This is a genomic window from Nocardia sp. NPDC003482 (assembly GCF_053588115.1).
In genome coordinates this window covers 121868-141618 of sequence record NZ_JBSFPI010000018.1, presented here as the reverse complement: position 1 = coordinate 141618, position 19751 = coordinate 121868, and the positions used below count along the sequence as shown (strand labels likewise).

The following is a 19751-nucleotide window of genomic DNA, read 5'->3' as shown; positions in this document are numbered from 1 at the left end:
TACTCGGGTGGTTCGCCGGAAGTCGACGGTCGGCGCGGCGGGTCGCGGTACACTTCCATTTGAAATGATGATGCTTCACCTGCCGTCCCGCAGCCCGGAGACCCGTGAACCATTGTGCCGCAACGATATTGCGCGGCGGCCGCCGACGGGTCAGCGGTCGGCGTTGCCCGCCTTCCACTCCGGCCACGGGATGTTCCAGTCGCCGAGGCCGTCGACGCCGGACAGGGTGCCCGCCACGGTGTTCTTCACGATCGCGATATCGCCGCGCTTGGCGGTCTCGTAGACCCAGCGCGCGTCCGCGGGGCTGAGGTTCAGGCAGCCGTGGCTGGTGTTGGTGTAGCCCTGCTGGCCGACCGACCAGGGGGCGGAGTGCATGAAGATGCCGCTGTAGGACATGCGGGTGGCCCAGTCGACGGGGGTGCGGTAGCCGTTGGGGCCGGTGGCCGCGACGCCGTAGGTGGAGGAATCCATGATCATGTGGTCGAAGCGGTCGCTGAGGATGTAGACGCCGTTGTCGGTGGGCGAGGAGTTCTTGCCCATCGAGGTCGGCATCGTGCGGATCACCTCGCCGTTGCGCTCGACGGTCACCATCTTGGTGTCGTCGTCGGCGGTGAAGACGACCGCGTCGCCGACGGTGAAGGTGGAGTGGATGCTGGTGTCGCCGACCAGGCCGTTGCCGAGGTCGCGGCCGTAGGTGTTCACGTCGATGGTGACGCGGGTGCCCGGCTGCCAGAAGTGTTCGGGGCGCCAGCGCACCTCGCGGTTGTTCACCCAGTAGAAGGCGCCCTCCACCGGCGGCACCGTGGTGATCTTGATCGCATCCTGCGCGGCGCGTCGATCCGGGATGTTCTCGTCGAACTGGACGGCCACCGGCTGGCCGATGCCGACCACCTCCTCGTCGGCGGGCAACAGCCACGGATGGGTCTTGCTGCGCGGGGTGATCGTCGTGAAATTGACTGCGCTGGAAGACTTTCCGCCCAGTCCGACCGCCTCGGCCTGCAACCGGTAGCTCCGCCCGAACGCCAGCGGCTCGGCCACCGTCCACGACCGTCCGTCCGGCGCCATCCGCCCCGGCACCTCCCCGTCCGGGCCCGACAGCGTCACCCCCGCCAGCTGTCCGTCGTCCACCCGCACCAGCAGCGGATCCCCCGCCGCGACCCCGACCGCCCCATCGGGCACCGGCGTGACCAGCTTGGGCCGCATGAGCTCCCCGACCGGCGGCCCCTGCGGTACGGGCCCGGCCTCGCTCGCGCCCGAGTTGTTGCACCCGGTCGCGGCCAGCGCCACCACCGCGAGAACCGCCATCGCGCCGAACGGCCCCCGAGACCGCCGCCGCACCCGCCATATGCTCATGTCCAACCCCGATTCCCTGCCTCACGCGCACCGAGCCCGCACCCGCCACGCTGGACGATCCCACCGGGATCACCCGAGACCACGTCCGATCATTTTGCCAGCACGCGGGCCACCGAGACACCCGACACACCAGATCCGCCACCCCCTACATCCCGCCCACGGGCACGCTCGTTAACACCCTCGCGCGTACCACCCCTGACCAGGGGATTTCACGTTCGCCGGGCTTGCCTGTTATGGTTTTCCCCGCACCGGACGGAAGCTTTCACTTCCTCCGGGTGACACCAGCGCCATTAGCTCAATTGGCAGAGCAGCTGACTCTTAATCAGCGGGTTCGGGGTTCGAGTCCCTGATGGCGCACCTTTCAACAGCGCGAACAGATCATGAAGCAAGATCGGGATCGCGTCCAGTCCATGTTTCGCCCACCGGTTTCCGCATAGTCCCGCGCGAACCGCTTCAGCGCGGGCCTCGGACCGCTGGCACTGGCCATTGTCACACTCAATTACGTCGTCGCGGTCGCGATGACTCGCAGTCCCCGGTCAATACAGATCGATGCGCGCTTGACCCGGAGTAGTTCGGAGAGGGCCTTCAGCCGGAGGGCGGCAATATCATCCCATGCAGCCGGGATCGTCTGAGCCCCAAATGGTTTCGTCCAATCCGCTGGTGACTTCGACGCGTTTGTTAGGGCGGTGCTGGACCCGGTCGGGGCGAGGGTTCCGTTAGTGGTCGGGGCCGGTTCGGTTCACGGGGCGGACCGATCGTTGCTCCGGCGCGAGCGGCCCGGGCACAGTGAGGAGGTCCGACTACTCAGTCCCAGGGGGGAACGATGACTACTCAGGAACCGCGCGTGCGGCGCTACTTCGTCCAGGTCGCGGCGGACAGTGCCACCGCGATGCGCGCGCTGGCCGGGCGCGGGCTCGACTTGTTCGGGGCGACGGTGGCCGCGACGGATGACGCGATAACCATCGACGGGTACCTGTCCGTCGACGAGATCGCCGGTCTCGCGGAGGACGGCTACACCGTCACCGTCCGTGCGGTGACCGAACGCGCGCCGTTGGAAATCGCCCCACCGATCGACTGGGCGGCGGTGCCGCTGGACACCCCGGCGCTCGCCGTCCCCTCCGGGTACCTGACCTACAACACCGTCGAGGGCTGGATCGGCTACCTGGCGAATATCAACTCCTCGTTCTGCTCGGCCATCGAGTTGCCGCTGAAATCGGTGGAGGGCAGGACGATTCACGCGCTGCGGGTCCGCGCCGGGGACCGGGTGGAGCGCGAGGGGGTGCTGTTGCTCGGCGGGGTGCACGCGCGCGAACTCGTCAACACCGACTTGCTGGCCACCTGGATGTCGTATCTGACCTACTCCTACCGGACCGGAACCGACCTGACGTTCGGGTCGGTCACCTACAGCATCGATACCGTGCGGCTGCTGCTGGAGTCGGTGGACCTCTTCATCGTCCCGCTGGTCAACCCGGACGGGCGCGAATACGTGATGTCCACCGACCCCATGTGGCGCAAGAATCGCTCCTACAATGCCGGAACCGACTGCCGCGGTGTCGATCTCAACCGAAACTACGACTTCCTGTTCGACAGCGGGATCGGCACCAGCTCCAGCCCGTGCGATTCCAACATCTACCGCGGGCCCTACGCGTTCTCCGAACCGGAGACCCGCAACATCCGCTGGCTGCTCAACACCTTCATGCACATCAGCGGAGTGCTGGACATGCACTCCTACAGCGAGGTCATCGGCCACCCGTGGGGGGACGACGACAACCAGACAACCGACCCGGCGATGAACTTCCGGGTTCCCAACCCCGACCGGGGAAGGACGGGCGACGATCTGTACCGCGAATACATCCCCGCCGCGGACCTGGACTGGTACAAGCACACCGGAGACCGGATACGCGACGCCATCGCCAAGGTGCGCGGCCACGTCTACACCGTCCAGCAGACCGCCGGACCCTCACCGCTCTACCCTGTCTCGGGCGCGGTGGACGACTACTCCTACTCCCGCCACTTCGTCGACCCGAGCCTGCGCAATATCCGCGCCCTCACCATCGAAACCGCCACCGAATTCCAGCCTCCGTACGAGGAAGCCCAGCAGGTCATCCAGGAGAACTTCCCAGCGCTGATGGAATTCTGCCTCGCCATCATGTGCTCCGGCAGCGGCGCTGCCGCCATGCGCATCACGCTCGACCGCCACCTCCCCGAGACCGGCGCGGCGCGGCGAGCCTACGACCAGCTCATGGGACTGGCTCCCCGAATCCTGGAAGCCCTTGCCGCCCAACCGGATATGCGCGCAGCGGCCGCCAAGGCCCTGGCGCATCTCGCCGACCAGCAAGCCCACGATCATGACCCGGTGCTCGACGAGGCGACCGTCGCCACGCTCAGCCCCGTCGCGCGCTACCTCTCCCGGGCGATCCCCGAAACGCAACGCTCGCTCGCCATGTTGACCACCCTGGCGAATGACGCCGTCGGCCAGCCGATGAGCCGAGCCTTGAAGGGGTAGGGGGCTGCCCTCCCTCGAATGTGCTTCTGGCCCCGCTGATTTCGGAGAAGGCATCGCTCCGAGGTCCGCGGGTCTGGGCGCATCCGGCGTCCGCGTACACAGGCGGATCCGCTCGCACCCGGCTTCGACCTCGAGTTCGGCGTCGTTGGCCACACCTTCCACAAAACGCCGAGGGCGAATGTACCGTGTGGCTAGGCGGCGAATCCTGTTGTCGCTCATCGGGCTAGCGGACGATAGCTGGGCTACGCACAGTTGAGTACCACCGAGGAGGAGCTCCCCATGGTGACCATCATCGGCGGCGGCATCGCCGGATCCGCCCTCGCTGGCGCTCTCGCTCGCCGGGGGGATCGCCAGGTCACGCTGTTCGAGCAGCAGCGGCCCGGCCCGCGGGGCGCGTTTCTGTTCGTCGACGGGCGCGGCCATGAGGCGCTTCATCACCTCGGAGTCGATCAGGAGGTACTCGATGCCGCGTCCTTCCCCGTCCACGCCCTGCACTATGCCGACAGTCGCGGGCGGGGCGCCTCGATGAGTCGGGGGCATCGGTTCTGGTTGCGCGCGGCGCTCATGGAGATTCTCGACGACTTCGTCGCGCGGTCCGGAGCCGAATTGCGTTACGGCAGTGCCGTCACCGACATCGCTCTCGCCGAGGGCACGCCCGTCGTGCGGTTCGGTGACGAGACCGTCCCGCTTGCCGATGATCACGTGATCGGCGCCGATGGCATCGACTCCGTGGTGCGCGCGCACCTCGAACCGCATCGCGTTCCCGAATACGCCGGTGATGTCGTGCTCTACGGGCGCGCCACCGTCGCTATGGAACTCGACTCCGACCCCCAGGTCCTGCACTTCTTCGCCGAAGTCGCCGAAAACGGTGCTCCCGGAGCCACTTTCGGCCATATCTGGCGAGCCGACGACCATCCCATGTGGTTCATCCGACTCCCCCGCGAACCGCTCCGCGACACCGACGACCTCGGCATGCGGCCGGTCGACGAATGGGCCGACGCCGTCCGCGCGGCCACGCCCTCCATTCCGAACCTCACCAATACCCTGCTCTCCCATACCGATCGGGTGCATGTCTCCAACGCGCGCACCGTTCCGCTCGAGTCCGCCGCCACCCCGGATCCGCGCGTTGTGCTGATCGGAGACGCCGATCATGCCATCACCCCGGCCGCCGGTGTCGGCGCACGCGACGCGCTCGAGGACGCCGCGGCCGTCTTCGACGCCCTCACCGCCGGAGAGTCGCCCGCGAATGCGATGGCGCAGCGGCGGATTCGGATCCTCGAAGACCGCGCCCGCGCACTTCGCGCCCGCGCCAACCGTTGACCGGCCCTACCCTTCGCCGTCCTTCAGCACCTGCTCCAGCAGGTGATTGTCCGCGCCGATGGCGCGCGCGGCGGGGAGGGGTGGGGGCGCTTGCCGTCGAAGGAGAGGGGGAGGCCGACGAGGGGGATTTCGTCGGGGGTGGGGGTGCCGAGGATTCGCAGGGCTCGGGTTTGTTCGTGGGCGACTATTTCGGCGGTGTTCTGGGTGGAGGCTACCGGGATGCCCGCGGATTGGAGGATGTGTTGCCAGTGGGCTCGGGGGGCGGTCGCGATTCGCTCTCCGATGAGGTGGTCGATGGCGGCGCGGTGGGTCAATCGTGCGGCGTTGGTGGCGAATCGGGGGTCGGTGGCCCATCGACCGATTCAACGACATGATCAACGGCAGCAAACGCAACGCCCGCAAGGGCTTTGGCCCGCGTGGCTCACTGATGCCGGTTTCGGTCACGCGGCCCCACTGACCGCTCATCCCGCCGATCCGCGAATTCAGTCCCCCCGCGCCAACTCCGGATGCGCCCGCCCAGCCACCAACGGCAGATCCACCCCCGACTTGATCCCCACCCCCGCCGCACACACATACGGAATCGAGTTCACACAATGATTAGCCGTAGCCACAATCCCCGGATTCCGCCGCAACCCCTCCGCCACCGACGCCGGCTGCCACCCCCGAATCACCACGAACGTATCCGGATCCCCCTTGATCTCGATCTCGTACCGCTCTCCCTCCGCCCCGAACCCCCACCCGGCTTCCAAATTCTCCTCTCCCATAAGCCAATTCACCGCGATCCGCACCACCACCCGATCCGCCACCACCGCATCCCACACGAACCGCTGCGCGGCGACCTGCCCGGCCTCGAGCACCCCCAGCGGCGAGTCGATCGGACCGGTCGCCACCCCGACCTCGTGTGACGTCCGAATCTCCGCCTCCGCGAAACCCAAAGCGTCCAAACACATTCGGGCGGACTGCGTGAACCCGCCGCTCAACAGCCCCAGCATCGGCGACTCCCGCGCCTGCTCCGGCGTCCCCCCGAACCCCATCACCGAACGCAACACATCGGGAGCGTCATAGGTCCGCATATCCGAAAACTCCTCGGACCGAACGAAAGTCACCGATGACGACATCGCCGACAACACCAGCGGATGCACATCGGTCGTCCCGCCCGGATTGATCCCGATGCCGTGCAGAGTGACACCGCCGTCGACGCACGCCTGCGCCAGTTTCGCGTCCCGCTCACTCGGATAGAACCACCCCACCGGCGTGACGACGTTCTTACCCGACCGCAGAATCCGCGCCACCTCGCGCGCGTTCGGAATCAACGGCGCGTAGACCACCGCGTCCGCGTCGAGCGCGAGAATCGCCTCGACGTCATTGGTGGCGATCACACCCAGCGGCGCGCCACCCAGAATCTCGCCGACATCCTTGCCGCTCTTGTCCTCGGAATACACATAGCACCCGACGAGCTCGAGTTCGGGATGCGCGAGCACCGCCTCGATCGCGGCCTTGCCCACGCCGCCCGTGGCCCATTGGACAACCCGCAACACAGGGCCTCCTCGAAAGCACCGATGAGAGCCGCTCCCTCACCGCCGCCGAGTCTCGCAACCGGCCCACGGCCCTGGCAATCGGCTATTCCACTTTCGGAAGATGACGGCCGAACCACGCGATCAACCCCGCGTCCACCGCCCGAGCCACCGGCAGCTGCGGCGCGGGCTCGATACCCGGCTCGTCGGCGAGCGGATGCGCCAACCCGGGCACCGACAGCAACTCGGCCCGATCCCCCAACGCCCGCGCCAGCTCCACCGCGTCCGCCCGCAACGCCGGATGATCCCGCTCCCCACTGACGATCAACAACGGCGCCCCGATATCACCCGCCCGCGCGACGAAATCCAACCCCTCGACAACCGCCTCGGACTCCGCGTCATACGGATAAGGCCCCGGAAACAGATCCACCACCGACCGCATCCGAATCGCGGCATTCACCACCGCCCCCGCGAAAACCGCGATCGGAGAATCCACCAACACCCGCAGCGCCACCGCCCCACCCAACGACCCCCCGAGCACCCCGATCGGCCCGTCCCCCACCGGAAACCGCTCCCGAATCTCCGCCAACGCCGCCGGAAACTCCGCACTCGCCTGCCGCACGAACGGCGCCAAATACGCCAACAACGGATCCTCCCGAGCCAACGCGACCACCGCATCAACCCGCCCATCCACCATCCGCGCCCCACACATAGGCATCCCCAAATGCACCCGCCAAGCAGCCAACCCATTCATCGGCAACGCCGCCGCGAACGCCCCATCCGACCGAGGCGCATCAAGCATGTGCCAACTGACAACCAACGGCGCGACACCCCCACCCACAGGCGGCAACGCGGTGAACGGCACGCCCGCGGCGGTACCGGTGATCGGTGCGGTCATAACGCCCACGGTAGGGGGTGCGAGCCGGGGCCCGAACCCGGTTACGCCACAAGCGAAATCACCGCACCTCGTGTTCCAATGGTCCCTCTACCAACGGATCGACTCCCATGACCACAACCGAGACCACATCGGCGACCCGAACCTACCTCGCCTCCCGCGGACTGGCCCTGACCGGCGGTTCGGTGGCCGAGGCCGTACTTCCGCTGATCGTGGTGGTCACCCTGCGCGGCGGCACGTCGGCGGTGGGCGCCGTGACAGCCACGATGCTCACCGTCGGCCTGGTCACCCGAATCCCGCTCGCGTCCTGGGTCGACAGCCGGAAGCGGCACATCACCGTCCAGGCTCTCGCTCAGATCCTCGCGGCGGCGTCCGCGTGCCTGATCCCGTTGCTGTGGTGGTCCCGAATGCTCACCCTGCCCACGCTTCTGGCGTCGGTGGTGGTGGTCGTGTCCACGAAGACGCTGGTGGCGAGCTGCGGTCACTCGACGCTCAACAGCGTGGTGCCCCCACGGCGACGCACCCGAGCGGTGGGCGCGCTCAACAGCATGAGCAGCGCCGCGGACATCGTCGGCAGTTCCGCCGGTCCCGCCCTGACGAGACTTGTTCCGGCACCGGCGATTTTGCTGGTCGACGCGGCATTGAACCTGCTCTCGGCCGCGTTGCTGTGGCCACTACGCTTCGTCGAGGCCGAAACGGCTGTCGCCGAACGAGTTTCGGAACCGGGTCCGCACGTCCCGACCACGACGCTCGTTCTGACCGTCGCACGCCGACGCGATGTCTGGCTGCTGTGGCTGTCCGGCGTGGTCGGAAGTCTCCTCGCCCCGGTGATGCTGGTGTATCTGATCCGCGACCTGCACGTGGCGCCCGCGCTCGTAGGGGTCCTGCTCGCCTTCGGCGCGGTCGGCGGCATCGTCGGCGGTCTGCTCGCGCATCGGATCCTGCGATGGCTCGGAATGTGGCCCCTCATCGCCGCATCGAGCGGGCTCTCCGCCGTGTCGACCGTCTGTCTGCTTTCGGCCGGACAGCTCCATCGGCTCGTGTATCCGCTCGTCATCCTCTTCGAGATACTGTCCGCCTCCGCAGGCACCCTCCTCGTCGCCGCCGTCTTCGGCACCCTGCAAACCGCGACCGCCCGCCCGGAGATCTCGCGCGTGATGTCCATCGCCAGCACGGGAATGGAAGGGCTCGCCCTGGCCGGAATCGCGGCGGGTGTCGCGCTGTCCACGGCATGGTCCGATCACGCTGTCATCGTGGTGACAGCGTCGTGCTATGTGATCTTGGCTCTGTGCGCCGCCGCGGCGTTCCTCACGAACGGCACCGGGAACCCGGCCCTCGTCAGCCACCGACATTCGCGTCCAAAAACGCCCGATCCGCCTCCGCGTCCCACCCCACCGCCCCGATGACCGCCCGCCGCGGTGCGCGACCGCTCACGGCCCGGAGATAATCTCCGCCGCAGCCTTCATGCCAGCACTGAGCTGCACCTCCGCGTTCAGCAATTCGATGCCCAGCAGCGCGCCGTCCGCGCCGAAATCCAGCGCGGCCACGACCGTCTCCCCGTCCCGTACCGGAACCGTACGCGCGACCCGCCGCGGGCCGTCCCCGAACGCGAGATACGCCGCGTCGGCCCGCTTGTCCCACGTCCACGACCGTGCGTCCACTACCCCACGCTAACCCACCGGAATCCGCTATGCTCACCACGCAGCGCTCGGCGAGCAACCCCGTGTGCTGGCGGAAGTCTTGTGAGAGAGCCGGTTCGGAGCTTGACCAGAGGGAGTCGGGGTCATGGAATCGAACGAGATCAGCCAGGCCGAGCTGGACGGGGCGGAGCCGTATTCGCCGACTTTGCTTCGGCTGTACGACCTTTGGGTGCTCGGATTCAACAACTCGGTCGTATGGCGTTGTCCGACAACCCATCTGCGCAAACTGTACGACGGCAACGTCGCCGCGGATCACCTCGACATCGGCCCCGGATCGGGCTGGTTGCTCGCGCACGCCACCTATCCGGCGCGGCGGCCGCAGGTCACCCTGGTCGATCTGAATCCGCACTCGCTCGGCATGGCCGCCCGGCGGCTGCGGCGGCGGGACATCGAGCCGGTCCTGCGCACCGGGAGCGTGCTGCGGCCGCTGCCGGTGGACCGGCGGTACGGGTCCGTCGCGGCCAGCCTACTGCTGCACTGCGTGCCCGGGACCTGGGCGGACAAGGGAATCGCGTTCCGCCACATCGCGAACGCGACCACCGACGACGGGGTGTTCTTCGGTGCGACCGTGCTCTCCCACGGCGTCGGGCACACCCGCCTCAGCCGCGCCGTCTCCGACGCGTTCAACAAGCGTGGCGCGTTCCACAATCGCGACGACGACCGCGACGGGCTGGTCGCGGCCCTGGGACGAGCGTTCGGGGCGGTCCACGTCGACACCATCGGCGCCATGGCCTTGTGGACCGCCCGCGAGCCGCGCCGCGACGAGTGACCCGCCCCTCCGAGACGACGAATACCCTCGCGCCCGAAGCGAATCACAGCGGCACGAGCAGAACCCCGACCGGAGCCCCGGACTCCTTCTGCGCGCTCGTCACCGAGAACACCGCCGCCCGGAACCGCTCCCCGTCGACCGAAACCGTCTGTTCCACAGTCGAATCCGGCGCCGCCGCCAGCACCCGATCGGTATCGATCTGCTGCAACACCTGGTTGAGCAACCGCTCGTCCTCGAATTCCGGCGCGAGATCCCCGGTGGCCGTGATGGCCACCCGCGTCCGCGCGTCGACCATCAGCAACGTGGCATTGGTGTACCGCACGAGCGTCCCCAGCCGCGTATCGATCCGCCGGTCCCGCAGCTGCGCGGTCAGCCCGTAGACCGTCGACCCGCGCTCCTCGGCCGTGCCGAGCAGGAAGGCCGTGGACCAGAAATGAACCCACCGATCGTCCGGCCGAACCGACCAGAACGCCTCGGCGAACGTGCCCTCCTTCCCGGTCTGCGCGTCGTAATGCAGCGAGACGAACTCGCCCGCATCCTCGGGATTCATGTGCCGCAACAGATCTCGGATCGCGCGCTCCTCGCCGACGCGGCGATCGGTGCCGATGAGGCTGAGATCGTCCCCGCCGCTGCGGGTCGCGGCCTTGTGCACATCGAGGATCCACGAGTTGTAGACCGGCCGCACCCCCACCGGCGGGGCGGCCAGCCAGATGACCAGGCCCACCGCCATCCCGTCCGGCGCGGTGACCCAATGGGTGTGGCAGCACAGCCCGCCCTCCGACCGCACCGCGTCCACCGGCGGACCCGCCAGCACGTCCTGCACCACCGCGCCGAACAGCTCCTCCCCCTGCCGATCGAACCCCAACCGGTTCGCGACACGACGAAGCGGCCGGGCCACCCGCTGCCCGTCGGCGGAGTGGATGATGACCTTCTCCCGGGACAGCGAGGCCAGGACGTCGACGCCGAACCAACAGCGCGGCAACTGCATATCCAGACAGGGTAGTCGTGTCGCCGACGGCCCAGAAGGACTCAAATGCGCATCGCCGCACCGCAGTTCGCCCCGCGACCGGCTGTTAGGATCGATACGCGCCGGCTGGTGAGCGATTCCCACGCCCGGAAGTGCGTACCCCCAGGGGAGCTTTCGGCCTGTGTGACGGGAGGGATCACCAGTGATGAATGTGCGCTACCTGCGACGACATCCCACGACAACCAACGTTCCGCACGTGCGGACCCTCGAACCCCCTACTCGATACGGGTTGCGGCACATAGTCGAAACCTTCGGCGTCGACGCCGTCATCGAGCGGATCGCCGATCTGCGCGCGGCGGGCAATCGCCCCGCCGCCGCCTGCCTACAGGCGGAATTCGCGTCGATCGCCGCGCGCGGCGGCTACACCCAGCGCGTCCAGCGGCTGGCCCGCGCCCTCGCCGACGATCCGGCGAACGAGGCCGTCGCGCGGGAGCTGACGGAACTGCTCGCGGCCCGGTTCCCCCGACGGGTCTGAGCCCGGCTCAGCCGACCCACAGCGGGGTGAAGACCGTGCCGTCGGCGAGTTCGGCGCGGAAGCCGACGGGCACCGTCACCAGCAGGGTCGCGGGCGCGTCGGACGGATTGTCCAGGCGGATGGTGGATTCGGCGGGGGCGACCGCGGCGTCCCCGGGAGCGAGGGTGACGGATTCATCGTCGATGGTGAGAATTGCTGTGCCGCTGAGCATTACGAAGGTCTCCTCGCGCAGGACCCGATGCGGCTGACCCACCGTCTCGGCACCGATCTCGAGCCGCCATTGGCAGATCTCGGCGCTGCCGGTGGCGGGCCGGACGAGCGAGTGGAAGCGGACGTTGTGCATCGAGTGGACCTCGGCCTGGTCGGCGCGGATCACGGGCATCGGATCGCCTTTCAATTGGACAAGCTTCTTGTCTATATAGTCAAGGGGCTTGCCCATTCCGTCAAGTGCCAAGATGCATCCATGTCCCGCCGCGCTCCCGTACCCGCCCCGGATCTACCCCTGCTGCTGCTGGCCGCCGCCGCGGAGGTCACCGACGCCGTGCACGCGGGCGTGGTGGCGGCCGGCTTCGCCGACATCCGGCCCAGTCACGGATTCGCCTTCGTGCGCATGGCCCCCGACGGCGCGACCGTGGGCGAGCTCGCCGCACATCTCGGCGTCACCAAGCAGGCGGCGAGCCAGTTGGTCGAGGAGCTCGTGAACAAGGGGTACGCCCAGCGCAATCCGCACCCGCGCGACGCGCGCGCCCGGCTGATCACCCTGACCGACCGCGGCCGGGCGGTGACCCGGGCGGCCGACGCGGCGCTGGCGGCGTTCAATCGCACATGGGCCGAAACCTTGGGCGCCGCAACGCTTTCCGAGGTACGCGACGGCCTGGCGCGGGTGGTCCGGCCCGGCCGGGTGCGGCCGTCAAGCTGGTAGTCCTGCGCGATGCGGCCGGGGGGACGAGAATGCCCGGCAGCAATGCGGACATCGGTGATGTCGCCCCGGCGGCACGGGCGCCGGGTATCAGGGCTCGGGCGAGGAGGACCATGCGGGAGCGGCTGCGCACCATCGGGCGGCGACTGATCGGCGACGACCCGGCGGAGAGTCCGCTCGCCCGGTTCGTCGTCTGCGCGGCGCTGGGGGTGAATCTGCTGTACAACCACCACGGGCGCGTCCCGGTGTGGCTGTGGGCGGCGGTGGGCGTGGCGTGCGCGGGGGTGGTGACGTTCTCGGTACTCGATCGCCGCCATCCGCGAATCGCGGTGGGCGCGTTGGCCGGTGGCGCCTTCGTCGCCGCGGCGGCCGCGGGTCCGGCGACGGACGCGGCCGCCTTCGTCACGACCTGCGTGGCGATCGGCCTGCTGAGCCAGCAGCTCCGCGTGAACGGATCGATCATCGTGACCGTGGCCGCGGCCGACGGCGCGGTGCTGGCGGCGAGTGCGACGCTGGCCCACCGGCCCGCCGACGCGTTGATCACCGCGCTGGTCGTGCTGTGCGCGGTGACGTTGCTGGGACTGTATCGGCGACAGTATCGGTTCCGGGCGCGCGCGACGGCATCGCTGCGGGAGCAGATCGCGCGCACTCGGCAGGAGCGGACCCGAGCCGCCGGATTCGACGAGCGGACGAAGACCGCGCGGGAGATGCACGAGGTGCTCACCAATTCCCTTGGGGCGCTTGCGGTTCAGCTCGATCTCGCCGAAGGGCTGTTGAGCGAGAACAGCGATCTGCCCGGCGCGCTCGCGCGGGTGCGGCGGTCGCGGCGGCTGGCGGCCGAGAGCACGGCCGAGGCGCGGGCGGTGGCGACGGTGCTGCGCGACGACACCCCGCCGCTGGACGGGGCGGTGCGCGGGCTGGTCGACGAGTTCCGCCGCGACCACCACATGACGATCGACCGTCAGGTGACCGGAACCGTCCGGGCGGTCGACCCCACGGCCGCGGTGGCCGTGCTGGGCGCCGCCCGGGAGGCCCTCGCCAATGCGAGCAAACACGCGCCGGGAGCGCCGGTATCGGTCGTGCTCAGTTTCGATACGGAATGGGTACGGGTTTCGGTACACAATCCGGCGGCGCGCAACCGCACACCCGACTCCGGCAGCGGGTACGGTCTGACGGGGATGAAGGAGCGTGTCGCGCTGGTCGGCGGCAGCCTGTCGGCGGGACCAGGACACGACGGGCGAGGATGGTCGGTACTGGTGGAGGTGCCGGGATGACCGATTACGCGCACAACGATCACGCGTCCAAGGGCCGCGCGGAGAAGGCGCGCCGCCTGGCCGCCTACGCCTGGCAGCGCGGCATCAGCGGCGGCGAACTGCTGGCACTCGCCCCCGCGACCCTGCGCAAACTGGCCCGCGCCGCCGACACCAATCCGCCCGGCAGCGAGGAGACCCGGCAGTTGATCGCGCGACTGCTCGACGAGAAGGACGCGTGGGCCGCGCGGCATCCGAATCACCCTGCGGCACAACGCGATCACCTCGACGAGAAGATCCTGTGGGTCAAGCCGCCGGTCCGGCCCTGGCAGGGCTGACTCTTGACACCAAGAAATGAACCGAGGTTCACTTCTTGAGTGGCACCCGATGAGCACCCCGGAACGCGGCCGGCGGCCTGGCGCGACGACTCGACCGCGGGCGAGGATTCGCCCTTCGCCGGGCGGCCCACGCCCGCGGACTCGGCGACCTATCCGACGCTGACCTACGAGGTCACCGGACGGATCGCGCGGATCACGTTCAACCGGCCCGAGCACGGCAACGCGATCACCGCGGATACGCCGATCGATCTCGCGCACGCGGTCGAACGCGCCGACGTGGACCCGCGGGTGCACGTCATCGTGGTGTCCGGGCGCGGCAAGGGTTTCTGCGGCGGCTACGACCTGTCGATCTTCGCCGAGGGCGGCTTCGATCCGAGCGAGTCCGCGCAACCGGCGACCGGCACCGTCCTCGATCCCACCGTGCAGGCGCGCAATCACGACGCGCGGCGCACCTGGGACCCGATGATCGACTATCAGATGATGAGCCGCTTCAACCGCGGCTTCGCGAGCCTGTTGCACGCGAACAAGCCGACGGTCGCCAAGCTGCACGGCTTCGCCGTCGCGGGCGGCAGCGATATCGCCCTGTTCGCCGACCAGATCATCTGCGCCGACGACACCAAGATCGGCTACCCGCCCGCCCGCGTCTGGGGCATCCCCGCCGCCGGCATGTGGGCCCACCGCCTCGGCGACCAACGCGCCAAACGCCTCCTGCTCACCGGCGACTGCCTCACCGGCAAACAGGCCGTCGAATGGGGCCTGGCCGTGGAATCCTGCCCCGCCGACGAACTCGACACCCGCACCGAACACCTCCTCAACCGCATAGCCCGACTCCCCATCAACCAACTGATCATGGCCAAACTGGCCCTCAACAGCGCCCTCCTCGCCCAGGGCGTAGCCAACTTCGGCATGATCAGCACGGTCTTCGACGGCATCTCCCGCCACACCCGAGAGGGCTACGCCTTCCAATCCCGCTCCACAGAAGCCGGCTTCCGCCAAGCCGTCCGAGAACGAGACGCCCCCTTCGGCGACTGGAAACGCTGACCCCCCAACGCCCGGGCAACCCAGCCGCACCCTTTATTCGAATCCGCACCCCTTACAGGGCTATATAACGGGTGCGGATCCGAATAAGGGGTGCGGCTGGGTTCGTGGGCCTGGGGTCAGGGGTCGAGGGGGTTGGTGGTTTCGGCTGTGGTGGTTACCTTTTCGGCGAGGGAGCGGATGGTTTTGGCTTCCTCGGGGGTGAGGGCGTCGATGAAGAGGTGGCGGACGAGGGCGACGTGGTGGGGGGCGGCCTCTTCGAGGAGGTGGCGGCCGTGAGGGGTGAGGTGGACGAGAATGCCTCGGGCGTCGGTGGTCGCGGGGGTGCGGGTGATCAGGCCGCGGGATTCCATGCGGGACAGGTGTTTCGAGAGGCGGCTCTTGTCCCAGCAGATCTCGGTGGCCAGGTCCTTGGCGCGGAGGGTGTCGTCGGGGGCGGCGGAGAGGGCGACCAGAATCTCGTAGTCGGGCGTGGAGAGGCCGTCTCGGGCGAGGCCCGCGGCCATGGCGGCGTCGAGGCGTTGGCGCATGCGAATGAAGGCGGACCATGTGGTCTGTTCGTCGTCGTCGAGCCAGCGCACCATGGGAATGATCCTAACCGTGATTTGGTTGACATGGACACCAAAGCGACCGAGGAGATCATGATGCCCGCCGTCACCGTCGACAACATTCTGGTGCTGCCCCGGCTGCCGCGGCCCGAATCCGATGCGCGGCAGCGGCCCGTCGTGTCCGTGGTGAGTGCGGCTCGACAACGGGAAGGGGCCGGGTTCGAGGTGCGGCGGCCGTTCCCGAGTCTCGGGCTGCGCGCGGCGGATCCGTTCGTGCTGCTCGACCAGATGGGTCCGGTTGTCTACGAGCCCTACGAGGCGAAGGGCGCGCCGTGGCATCCGCATCGCGGCTTCGAGACCGTGACCTACATGCTCGACGGCACGATGGTCCACCACGATTCGAACGGCGGCGGGGGAACCATCAGCGAGGGCGACACCCAGTGGATGACGGCGGGCTCGGGAATCCTGCACGACGAGCTGCCCGCGGAGGAACTGGTGGTCTCGGGCGGACTGTTCCACGGCGTCCAGCTCTGGGTGAACCTGCCGCGCGCGCTGAAGATGACTCCGCCGCGCTACCAGGACCTGCGGGCCTCGGAACTGACGCTGGTCAGCTCCCACGACGGCGGCGCGCTCGTCCGCGTCATCGCGGGCGAACTCGGCGGCTTCACCGGTCCGGGCTCGACCTACACCCCGATTTCCTATGCCCACGCCTCGCTCAGCCCCGGCGCTCGCCTGGAAACCCTTTGGCCGCAAGAGTTTTCGGCCCTGGCGTACGTCCTGTCCGGCAGCGGACACGCCGGTGACCGCCCGGTGCGCGAGGGACAGCTGGCGGTCTTCGGCCACGGCGAGGCGATCACCGTCACCGCCGACGACCACCAGGACACGCCGACGGGCGACCTCGAGATTCTGCTGCTCGGCGGCCGCCCGATCCGCGAGCCGGTGGTGCAGTACGGGCCGTTCGTCATGAACTCCCGGGCCGAAATCATCGAGGCCATGGCGGATTTCGAAGCCGGGCGAATGGGACATGTGCCCGCCGAACACCTCACCGGCCGACGGCTGGGCGAATGAGCGAGGATCGGCCGTACGGTTGACAACGACACCCGTCATCAGAAAGGTAGACACGGCGGTTCCCAGCCCGTGTCACTGCGGGGAGTGTCGGCCGAACCGTCGCGTACACATCGCAGCAGACATCGAGGATTACATGAACGTTCGCAGGCTCATCGTGACCGTGAGCGCGGGATTGGTCACCCTCGCCGCCCCGCTCGCCCCGTCGGCGTCCGCCGACAACCCGATCCCGTCCGGTTCGGCGGGCACCGGATCGTCCGGTATCGACGACGTCATCGGCGCGACCGGTTCGGCCGGTCTGGCCCAAACCGGTTCGGCCGGTGGCACGTTCAAGAACTGTGACGAGGCGCGCGCCGCGGGCCGGGCGCCGCTGTTCCGGGGCGAGCCCGGCTACTCGCCGCACCTGGATCCCGACGGCACCGGAATGGCCTGCCCCACGGTCTGATTCACCGCTGACACGAAAACACCCGGTTGGCATTGCCACACCGGGTGTTTCGCTGTCTGCGCTCAGCGACGGAAGACCCGCACCAGCACCAGCCCGACCACCAGCGCACCGGCGCCGATCAGGCTGTACTTCACCTTCGGCTGGTTCACCTTCGCGAGGATGGCCTGTTTGGTGTTGTTCGCGATCCGCTGCGGATCGGTCCGTACCGCGAGCTCGTCGAGTGTGTTCGCGAGCCGGTTGCGTGCCGCCTCGATATCGCGCTCGATACGCTCGGTGTCCCTCGCCACGTCATCTCCTGTAGTCGATTGCCTCGCTGAAGCCCCGAGTGTATCCGCCGCCCGGATGTGCCGTCCGATGTCACAGCCGTCGATTACCGTGCTTGGACATGACCGAGAATCACCGCTTGAATGTCGGCGATACCGCACCCGAGTTCACCCTGCCCGACGCCGACGGCAAGGAGGTGTCGCTCGCCGACTATCGCGGCCGGAAGGTGATCGTCTACTTCTACCCCGCCGCCAGCACCCCCGGCTGCACGAAGCAGGCCTGCGACTTCCGCGACAACCTCACCGACCTCAACGACGCCGGCCTCCAGGTCCTGGGCATCTCCCCCGACAAACCCGCCAAACTGGCCAAGTTCCGCGACAACGAACACCTCACGTTCCCCCTGCTGTCCGACCCCGACCGCGAGGTGCTGCAGGCGTGGGGAGCGTTCGGCGAGAAGACCATGTACGGGAAGAAGATCACAGGCGTGATCCGCTCGACCTTCGTCGTGGACGAGGAGGGGAAGATCGAAGTGGCGCAGTACAACGTGCGGGCGACCGGGCACGTGGCGAAGTTGCGCAAGGATCTGTCGGTGTGAGACCGGGGGCGAGCGCCGCTCCTTCGGGAGCGGCCACGCCGACGCTGTCGATCAACGCGCTCCACATATTCACGCGGCAACACCCCACCAACCCTTCGTCATCGAGCCGTTTCCCGCTGTCCGTTCGGCTGCCCATGACTGATTCGACCGAGTCCGATACAGCAACAACGACTCGGCCCGGCCGCGTAGTTCGCAGCCGGGCCGAGATCCGAGACTCGAAAGAAGCGCCGCTAAGTCCGCGGAATCGCCGACGACGCCCACTGCATCATCAACCGCCAGTGGTTGTCCCACCACTTCCCGAACTCGGCCGTCCCCAGTTCCGGCGGCGTCGCCTCCCCCGGGAACAACAGCGAGTTGTTCGGCGACTGCGTCGGCACCGTCCCGGGATTGGCCCGAGCCGCAGCCGAACCCGTGGGCGGCAGCGAACCCGCGGGGGTCTTGGCGGCCTCGGCGTCTTCCGGATTCGGGGATTGGGTGTCCTGGCGTAAGCCGAGGTGGCGGGTGCCCTCGGGGCCCCAGGGGACCGTGCCGGGGTCGAGGGTGATGAGGGTGGTTTCGGGGTCGCCGACGTAGGACGTCTGTTGGGTGTCAGGGGACGGGGTGGCGGCGGGTGCGTCGGGGGTCGAATCGTCTTCGGGGGCTGGGGTTTCCGGGTCGGCGGCGGCGAGGGCGCGGTGGGAGTCGGCGGCGACGCGGGCCTCGGACAGGACGGGTGTGCCGACCGACCTTGTGCGGCTGGTGATTTCGTAGACGCCGCCCGCGACCAGACCACTCGCGAGGACGCTCGCGGCGGCGAACACGGCGGTGGTGCTGCGGCTGATGCGGGCGGGCTCGTCGCCTATGACGGCGGTGGATTCGGGGAGCGCGACGAGGGCGGCGCCGATCGCGGCGGCGGGGACGGCGATGCGGCTGGGCAGGACGGGGGCGCCGAAGCCGCTGGCGAGGGCCGAGGAGACGGACGGTTCGGTGGCGGCGGAACCGATGAGCACGACCGCGTCGGGCCGGACACCGGCCGCGTCGAACTGGTCCCAGGCGGCGGTGACCGCGGGGCGCATGGTCTCCTTGTTGACCACCGCGCCGCTGGCCGCGATCGAGGACACCACCCGGTCCCGGCCGGGCGAGATCAGCGAGAACGCTTGATAACCCGGCACGACCTCGCAGATGACCAGATTCTCGAACTCGTCCACCCAGGTCATCGCCTCGGCGAGGGCCAGATGCGCCGACTTGGCCGACACCAGCGAACATTCGTGCCAGTCGCCCGCGGCGAGACCGCTGACGATCGCGCGGCGCTCGGCCGCGTCGCGGTAGGTGACGGCCGCGCCGAGAATCTCACGGTCGGGCCCGATTTCGTCGGCGAGACTCTCCAGCGCCACCTCGACGGCCTGCGCCAATTCGGATTTGCTCTCACCCCGGGTCCGGACCGACCGCTGCACCAGCACCCGTTCGGGCAGTCGGCCGCCGTCGTCGGACAACGCCACCGCGTGGACAGTGCCGCGTTCGGTGGACACGCCTAGGGTCACCGCTGATCGAGCCACAGATCACGCCTCCGTTGCACTGGATAATCAGGCCAAGAAATACTCGTACTCGGTATGTGTTCGTCGCCACTTCCGGCGTGGATGGGTTATGAGGAACAACGAATCGGGACACGGACGGCGTAGCCGCGTGTCATCCGCGTGTCGCTACCGCTAGCCTGAGTATGTGGTGGAAACGCGTACGGCCTCGAGGGCGAG

General features: G+C 68.5%; 22 protein-coding genes and 1 tRNA gene. 13 read left to right on the top strand and 10 right to left on the bottom strand.

Annotation, left to right across the window (positions count from 1 at the left end; translation table 11 throughout):
• Window positions 1–150 precede the first annotated feature (150 nt).
• A complete protein-coding gene (locus ACWDSJ_RS26600) occupies window positions 151–1353 on the bottom strand; it encodes a L,D-transpeptidase (protein WP_450035067.1) in 1203 nt (400 codons plus the stop codon).
• 284 nt (window positions 1354–1637) lie between these two features.
• Between ACWDSJ_RS26600 and ACWDSJ_RS26595 the strand changes: the two genes are divergently transcribed.
• The 3 genes from ACWDSJ_RS26595 (at window position 1638) to ACWDSJ_RS26585 (ending at window position 5179) form a co-directional block, all read left to right on the top strand.
• Window positions 1638–1710 (top strand) — tRNA-Lys (locus ACWDSJ_RS26595).
• Window positions 1711–2176: 466 nt separating this feature from the next.
• Window positions 2177–3859 (top strand): M14 family zinc carboxypeptidase, encoded by a 1683-nt coding sequence (locus tag ACWDSJ_RS26590; RefSeq protein WP_450035065.1) that lies wholly within the window; start codon window positions 2177–2179, stop codon window positions 3857–3859.
• Between the two features lie 279 nt (window positions 3860–4138).
• Window positions 4139–5179, top strand: a complete 1041-nt coding sequence (locus tag ACWDSJ_RS26585) for an FAD-dependent oxidoreductase (RefSeq protein WP_450035064.1) — start codon at window positions 4139–4141, stop codon at window positions 5177–5179.
• 23 nt (window positions 5180–5202) lie between these two features.
• Here the strand turns inward: ACWDSJ_RS26585 and ACWDSJ_RS26580 are convergent, their stop codons facing one another.
• The 3 genes from ACWDSJ_RS26580 to ACWDSJ_RS26570 form a co-directional block, all read right to left on the bottom strand.
• Window positions 5203–5493 carry a CoA transferase gene (locus tag ACWDSJ_RS26580; RefSeq protein ID WP_450035062.1) on the bottom strand — a complete coding sequence of 97 codons (291 nt, stop codon included), beginning with the start codon at window positions 5491–5493 and terminating at the stop codon, window positions 5203–5205.
• Window positions 5494–5661: 168 nt separating this feature from the next.
• Complete coding sequence (locus ACWDSJ_RS26575) at window positions 5662–6717, bottom strand: NAD(P)H-dependent amine dehydrogenase family protein (protein ID WP_450035060.1); 1056 nt, start codon at window positions 6715–6717, stop codon at window positions 5662–5664.
• A gap of 82 nt (window positions 6718–6799) precedes the next feature.
• Entirely contained in the window at window positions 6800–7591 is a 792-nt protein-coding gene (locus ACWDSJ_RS26570; protein WP_450035058.1) for an alpha/beta hydrolase family protein, read from the bottom strand.
• 107 nt (window positions 7592–7698) lie between these two features.
• On the opposite strand from ACWDSJ_RS26570, the gene ACWDSJ_RS26565 reads away from it, so the two are divergent.
• Entirely contained in the window at window positions 7699–8994 is a 1296-nt protein-coding gene (locus ACWDSJ_RS26565) for an MFS transporter (protein ID WP_450035056.1), read from the top strand.
• Between the two features lie 24 nt (window positions 8995–9018).
• On the opposite strand, the gene ACWDSJ_RS26560 is transcribed toward ACWDSJ_RS26565, so the two are convergent.
• The gene (locus ACWDSJ_RS26560) at window positions 9019–9249 is read right to left on the bottom strand and encodes a DUF2283 domain-containing protein (RefSeq protein ID WP_450035055.1); all 231 of its coding nucleotides are present in this window, start codon (window positions 9247–9249) and stop codon (window positions 9019–9021) included.
• 124 nt (window positions 9250–9373) lie between these two features.
• Between ACWDSJ_RS26560 and ACWDSJ_RS26555 the strand changes: the two genes are divergently transcribed.
• Window positions 9374–10057, top strand: coding sequence for a class I SAM-dependent methyltransferase (locus ACWDSJ_RS26555; RefSeq protein ID WP_450035053.1), 684 nt, complete (start codon window positions 9374–9376; stop codon window positions 10055–10057).
• Window positions 10058–10100: 43 nt separating this feature from the next.
• Here ACWDSJ_RS26555 and ACWDSJ_RS26550 read toward each other — a convergent pair whose 3' ends face one another.
• Entirely contained in the window at window positions 10101–11045 is a 945-nt protein-coding gene (locus ACWDSJ_RS26550) for a hypothetical protein (RefSeq protein WP_450035052.1), read from the bottom strand.
• A 184-nt stretch (window positions 11046–11229) separates the two neighbouring features.
• Here ACWDSJ_RS26550 and ACWDSJ_RS26545 point away from each other — a divergent pair, with 184 nt between their 5' ends.
• Window positions 11230–11559, top strand: coding sequence for a hypothetical protein (locus ACWDSJ_RS26545; RefSeq protein WP_450035050.1), 330 nt, complete (start codon window positions 11230–11232; stop codon window positions 11557–11559).
• A gap of 7 nt (window positions 11560–11566) precedes the next feature.
• Here ACWDSJ_RS26545 and ACWDSJ_RS26540 read toward each other — a convergent pair whose 3' ends face one another.
• A complete protein-coding gene (locus ACWDSJ_RS26540; protein WP_450035048.1) occupies window positions 11567–11941 on the bottom strand; it encodes a cupin domain-containing protein in 375 nt (124 codons plus the stop codon).
• 81 nt (window positions 11942–12022) lie between these two features.
• On the opposite strand from ACWDSJ_RS26540, the gene ACWDSJ_RS26535 reads away from it, so the two are divergent.
• The 4 genes from ACWDSJ_RS26535 to ACWDSJ_RS26520 all read left to right on the top strand — a co-directional run bounded on the left by ACWDSJ_RS26535 (window position 12023) and on the right by ACWDSJ_RS26520 (window position 15107).
• The gene (locus ACWDSJ_RS26535) at window positions 12023–12481 is read left to right on the top strand and encodes a MarR family winged helix-turn-helix transcriptional regulator (RefSeq protein WP_450035046.1); all 459 of its coding nucleotides are present in this window, start codon (window positions 12023–12025) and stop codon (window positions 12479–12481) included.
• A 110-nt stretch (window positions 12482–12591) separates the two neighbouring features.
• A complete protein-coding gene (locus ACWDSJ_RS26530) occupies window positions 12592–13752 on the top strand; it encodes a sensor histidine kinase (protein WP_387369603.1) in 1161 nt (386 codons plus the stop codon).
• Complete coding sequence (locus tag ACWDSJ_RS26525; protein WP_387369601.1) at window positions 13749–14066, top strand: hypothetical protein; 318 nt, start codon at window positions 13749–13751, stop codon at window positions 14064–14066. The genes ACWDSJ_RS26530 and ACWDSJ_RS26525 overlap by 4 nt, the downstream gene beginning before the upstream one ends.
• 39 nt (window positions 14067–14105) lie before the next feature.
• Window positions 14106–15107 carry a crotonase/enoyl-CoA hydratase family protein gene (locus ACWDSJ_RS26520; RefSeq protein WP_450035044.1) on the top strand — a complete coding sequence of 334 codons (1002 nt, stop codon included), beginning with the start codon at window positions 14106–14108 and terminating at the stop codon, window positions 15105–15107.
• 116 nt (window positions 15108–15223) lie between these two features.
• On the opposite strand, the gene ACWDSJ_RS26515 is transcribed toward ACWDSJ_RS26520, so the two are convergent.
• Window positions 15224–15688: a MarR family winged helix-turn-helix transcriptional regulator gene (locus ACWDSJ_RS26515; protein ID WP_450035043.1), complete on the bottom strand. Its 465-nt coding sequence runs from the start codon at window positions 15686–15688 to the stop codon at window positions 15224–15226.
• Between the two features lie 60 nt (window positions 15689–15748).
• Between ACWDSJ_RS26515 and ACWDSJ_RS26510 the strand changes: the two genes are divergently transcribed.
• Both ACWDSJ_RS26510 and ACWDSJ_RS26505 read left to right on the top strand, forming a co-directional pair.
• Window positions 15749–16720, top strand: coding sequence for a pirin family protein (locus ACWDSJ_RS26510; RefSeq protein WP_450035110.1), 972 nt, complete (start codon window positions 15749–15751; stop codon window positions 16718–16720).
• Window positions 16721–16853: 133 nt separating this feature from the next.
• A complete protein-coding gene (locus tag ACWDSJ_RS26505) occupies window positions 16854–17162 on the top strand; it encodes an excalibur calcium-binding domain-containing protein (RefSeq protein ID WP_387369595.1) in 309 nt (102 codons plus the stop codon).
• A 62-nt stretch (window positions 17163–17224) separates the two neighbouring features.
• Here the strand turns inward: ACWDSJ_RS26505 and ACWDSJ_RS26500 are convergent, their stop codons facing one another.
• A complete protein-coding gene (locus ACWDSJ_RS26500) occupies window positions 17225–17449 on the bottom strand; it encodes a DUF3618 domain-containing protein (protein ID WP_387369593.1) in 225 nt (74 codons plus the stop codon).
• Between the two features lie 98 nt (window positions 17450–17547).
• Here ACWDSJ_RS26500 and bcp point away from each other — a divergent pair, with 98 nt between their 5' ends.
• Complete coding sequence (gene bcp, locus ACWDSJ_RS26495) at window positions 17548–18021, top strand: thioredoxin-dependent thiol peroxidase (protein ID WP_387369591.1); 474 nt, start codon at window positions 17548–17550, stop codon at window positions 18019–18021.
• A gap of 230 nt (window positions 18022–18251) precedes the next feature.
• On the opposite strand, the gene ACWDSJ_RS26490 is transcribed toward bcp, so the two are convergent.
• Window positions 18252–19529, bottom strand: a complete 1278-nt coding sequence (locus ACWDSJ_RS26490) for a hypothetical protein (protein WP_450035041.1) — start codon at window positions 19527–19529, stop codon at window positions 18252–18254.
• Window positions 19530–19751 lie beyond the last annotated feature (222 nt).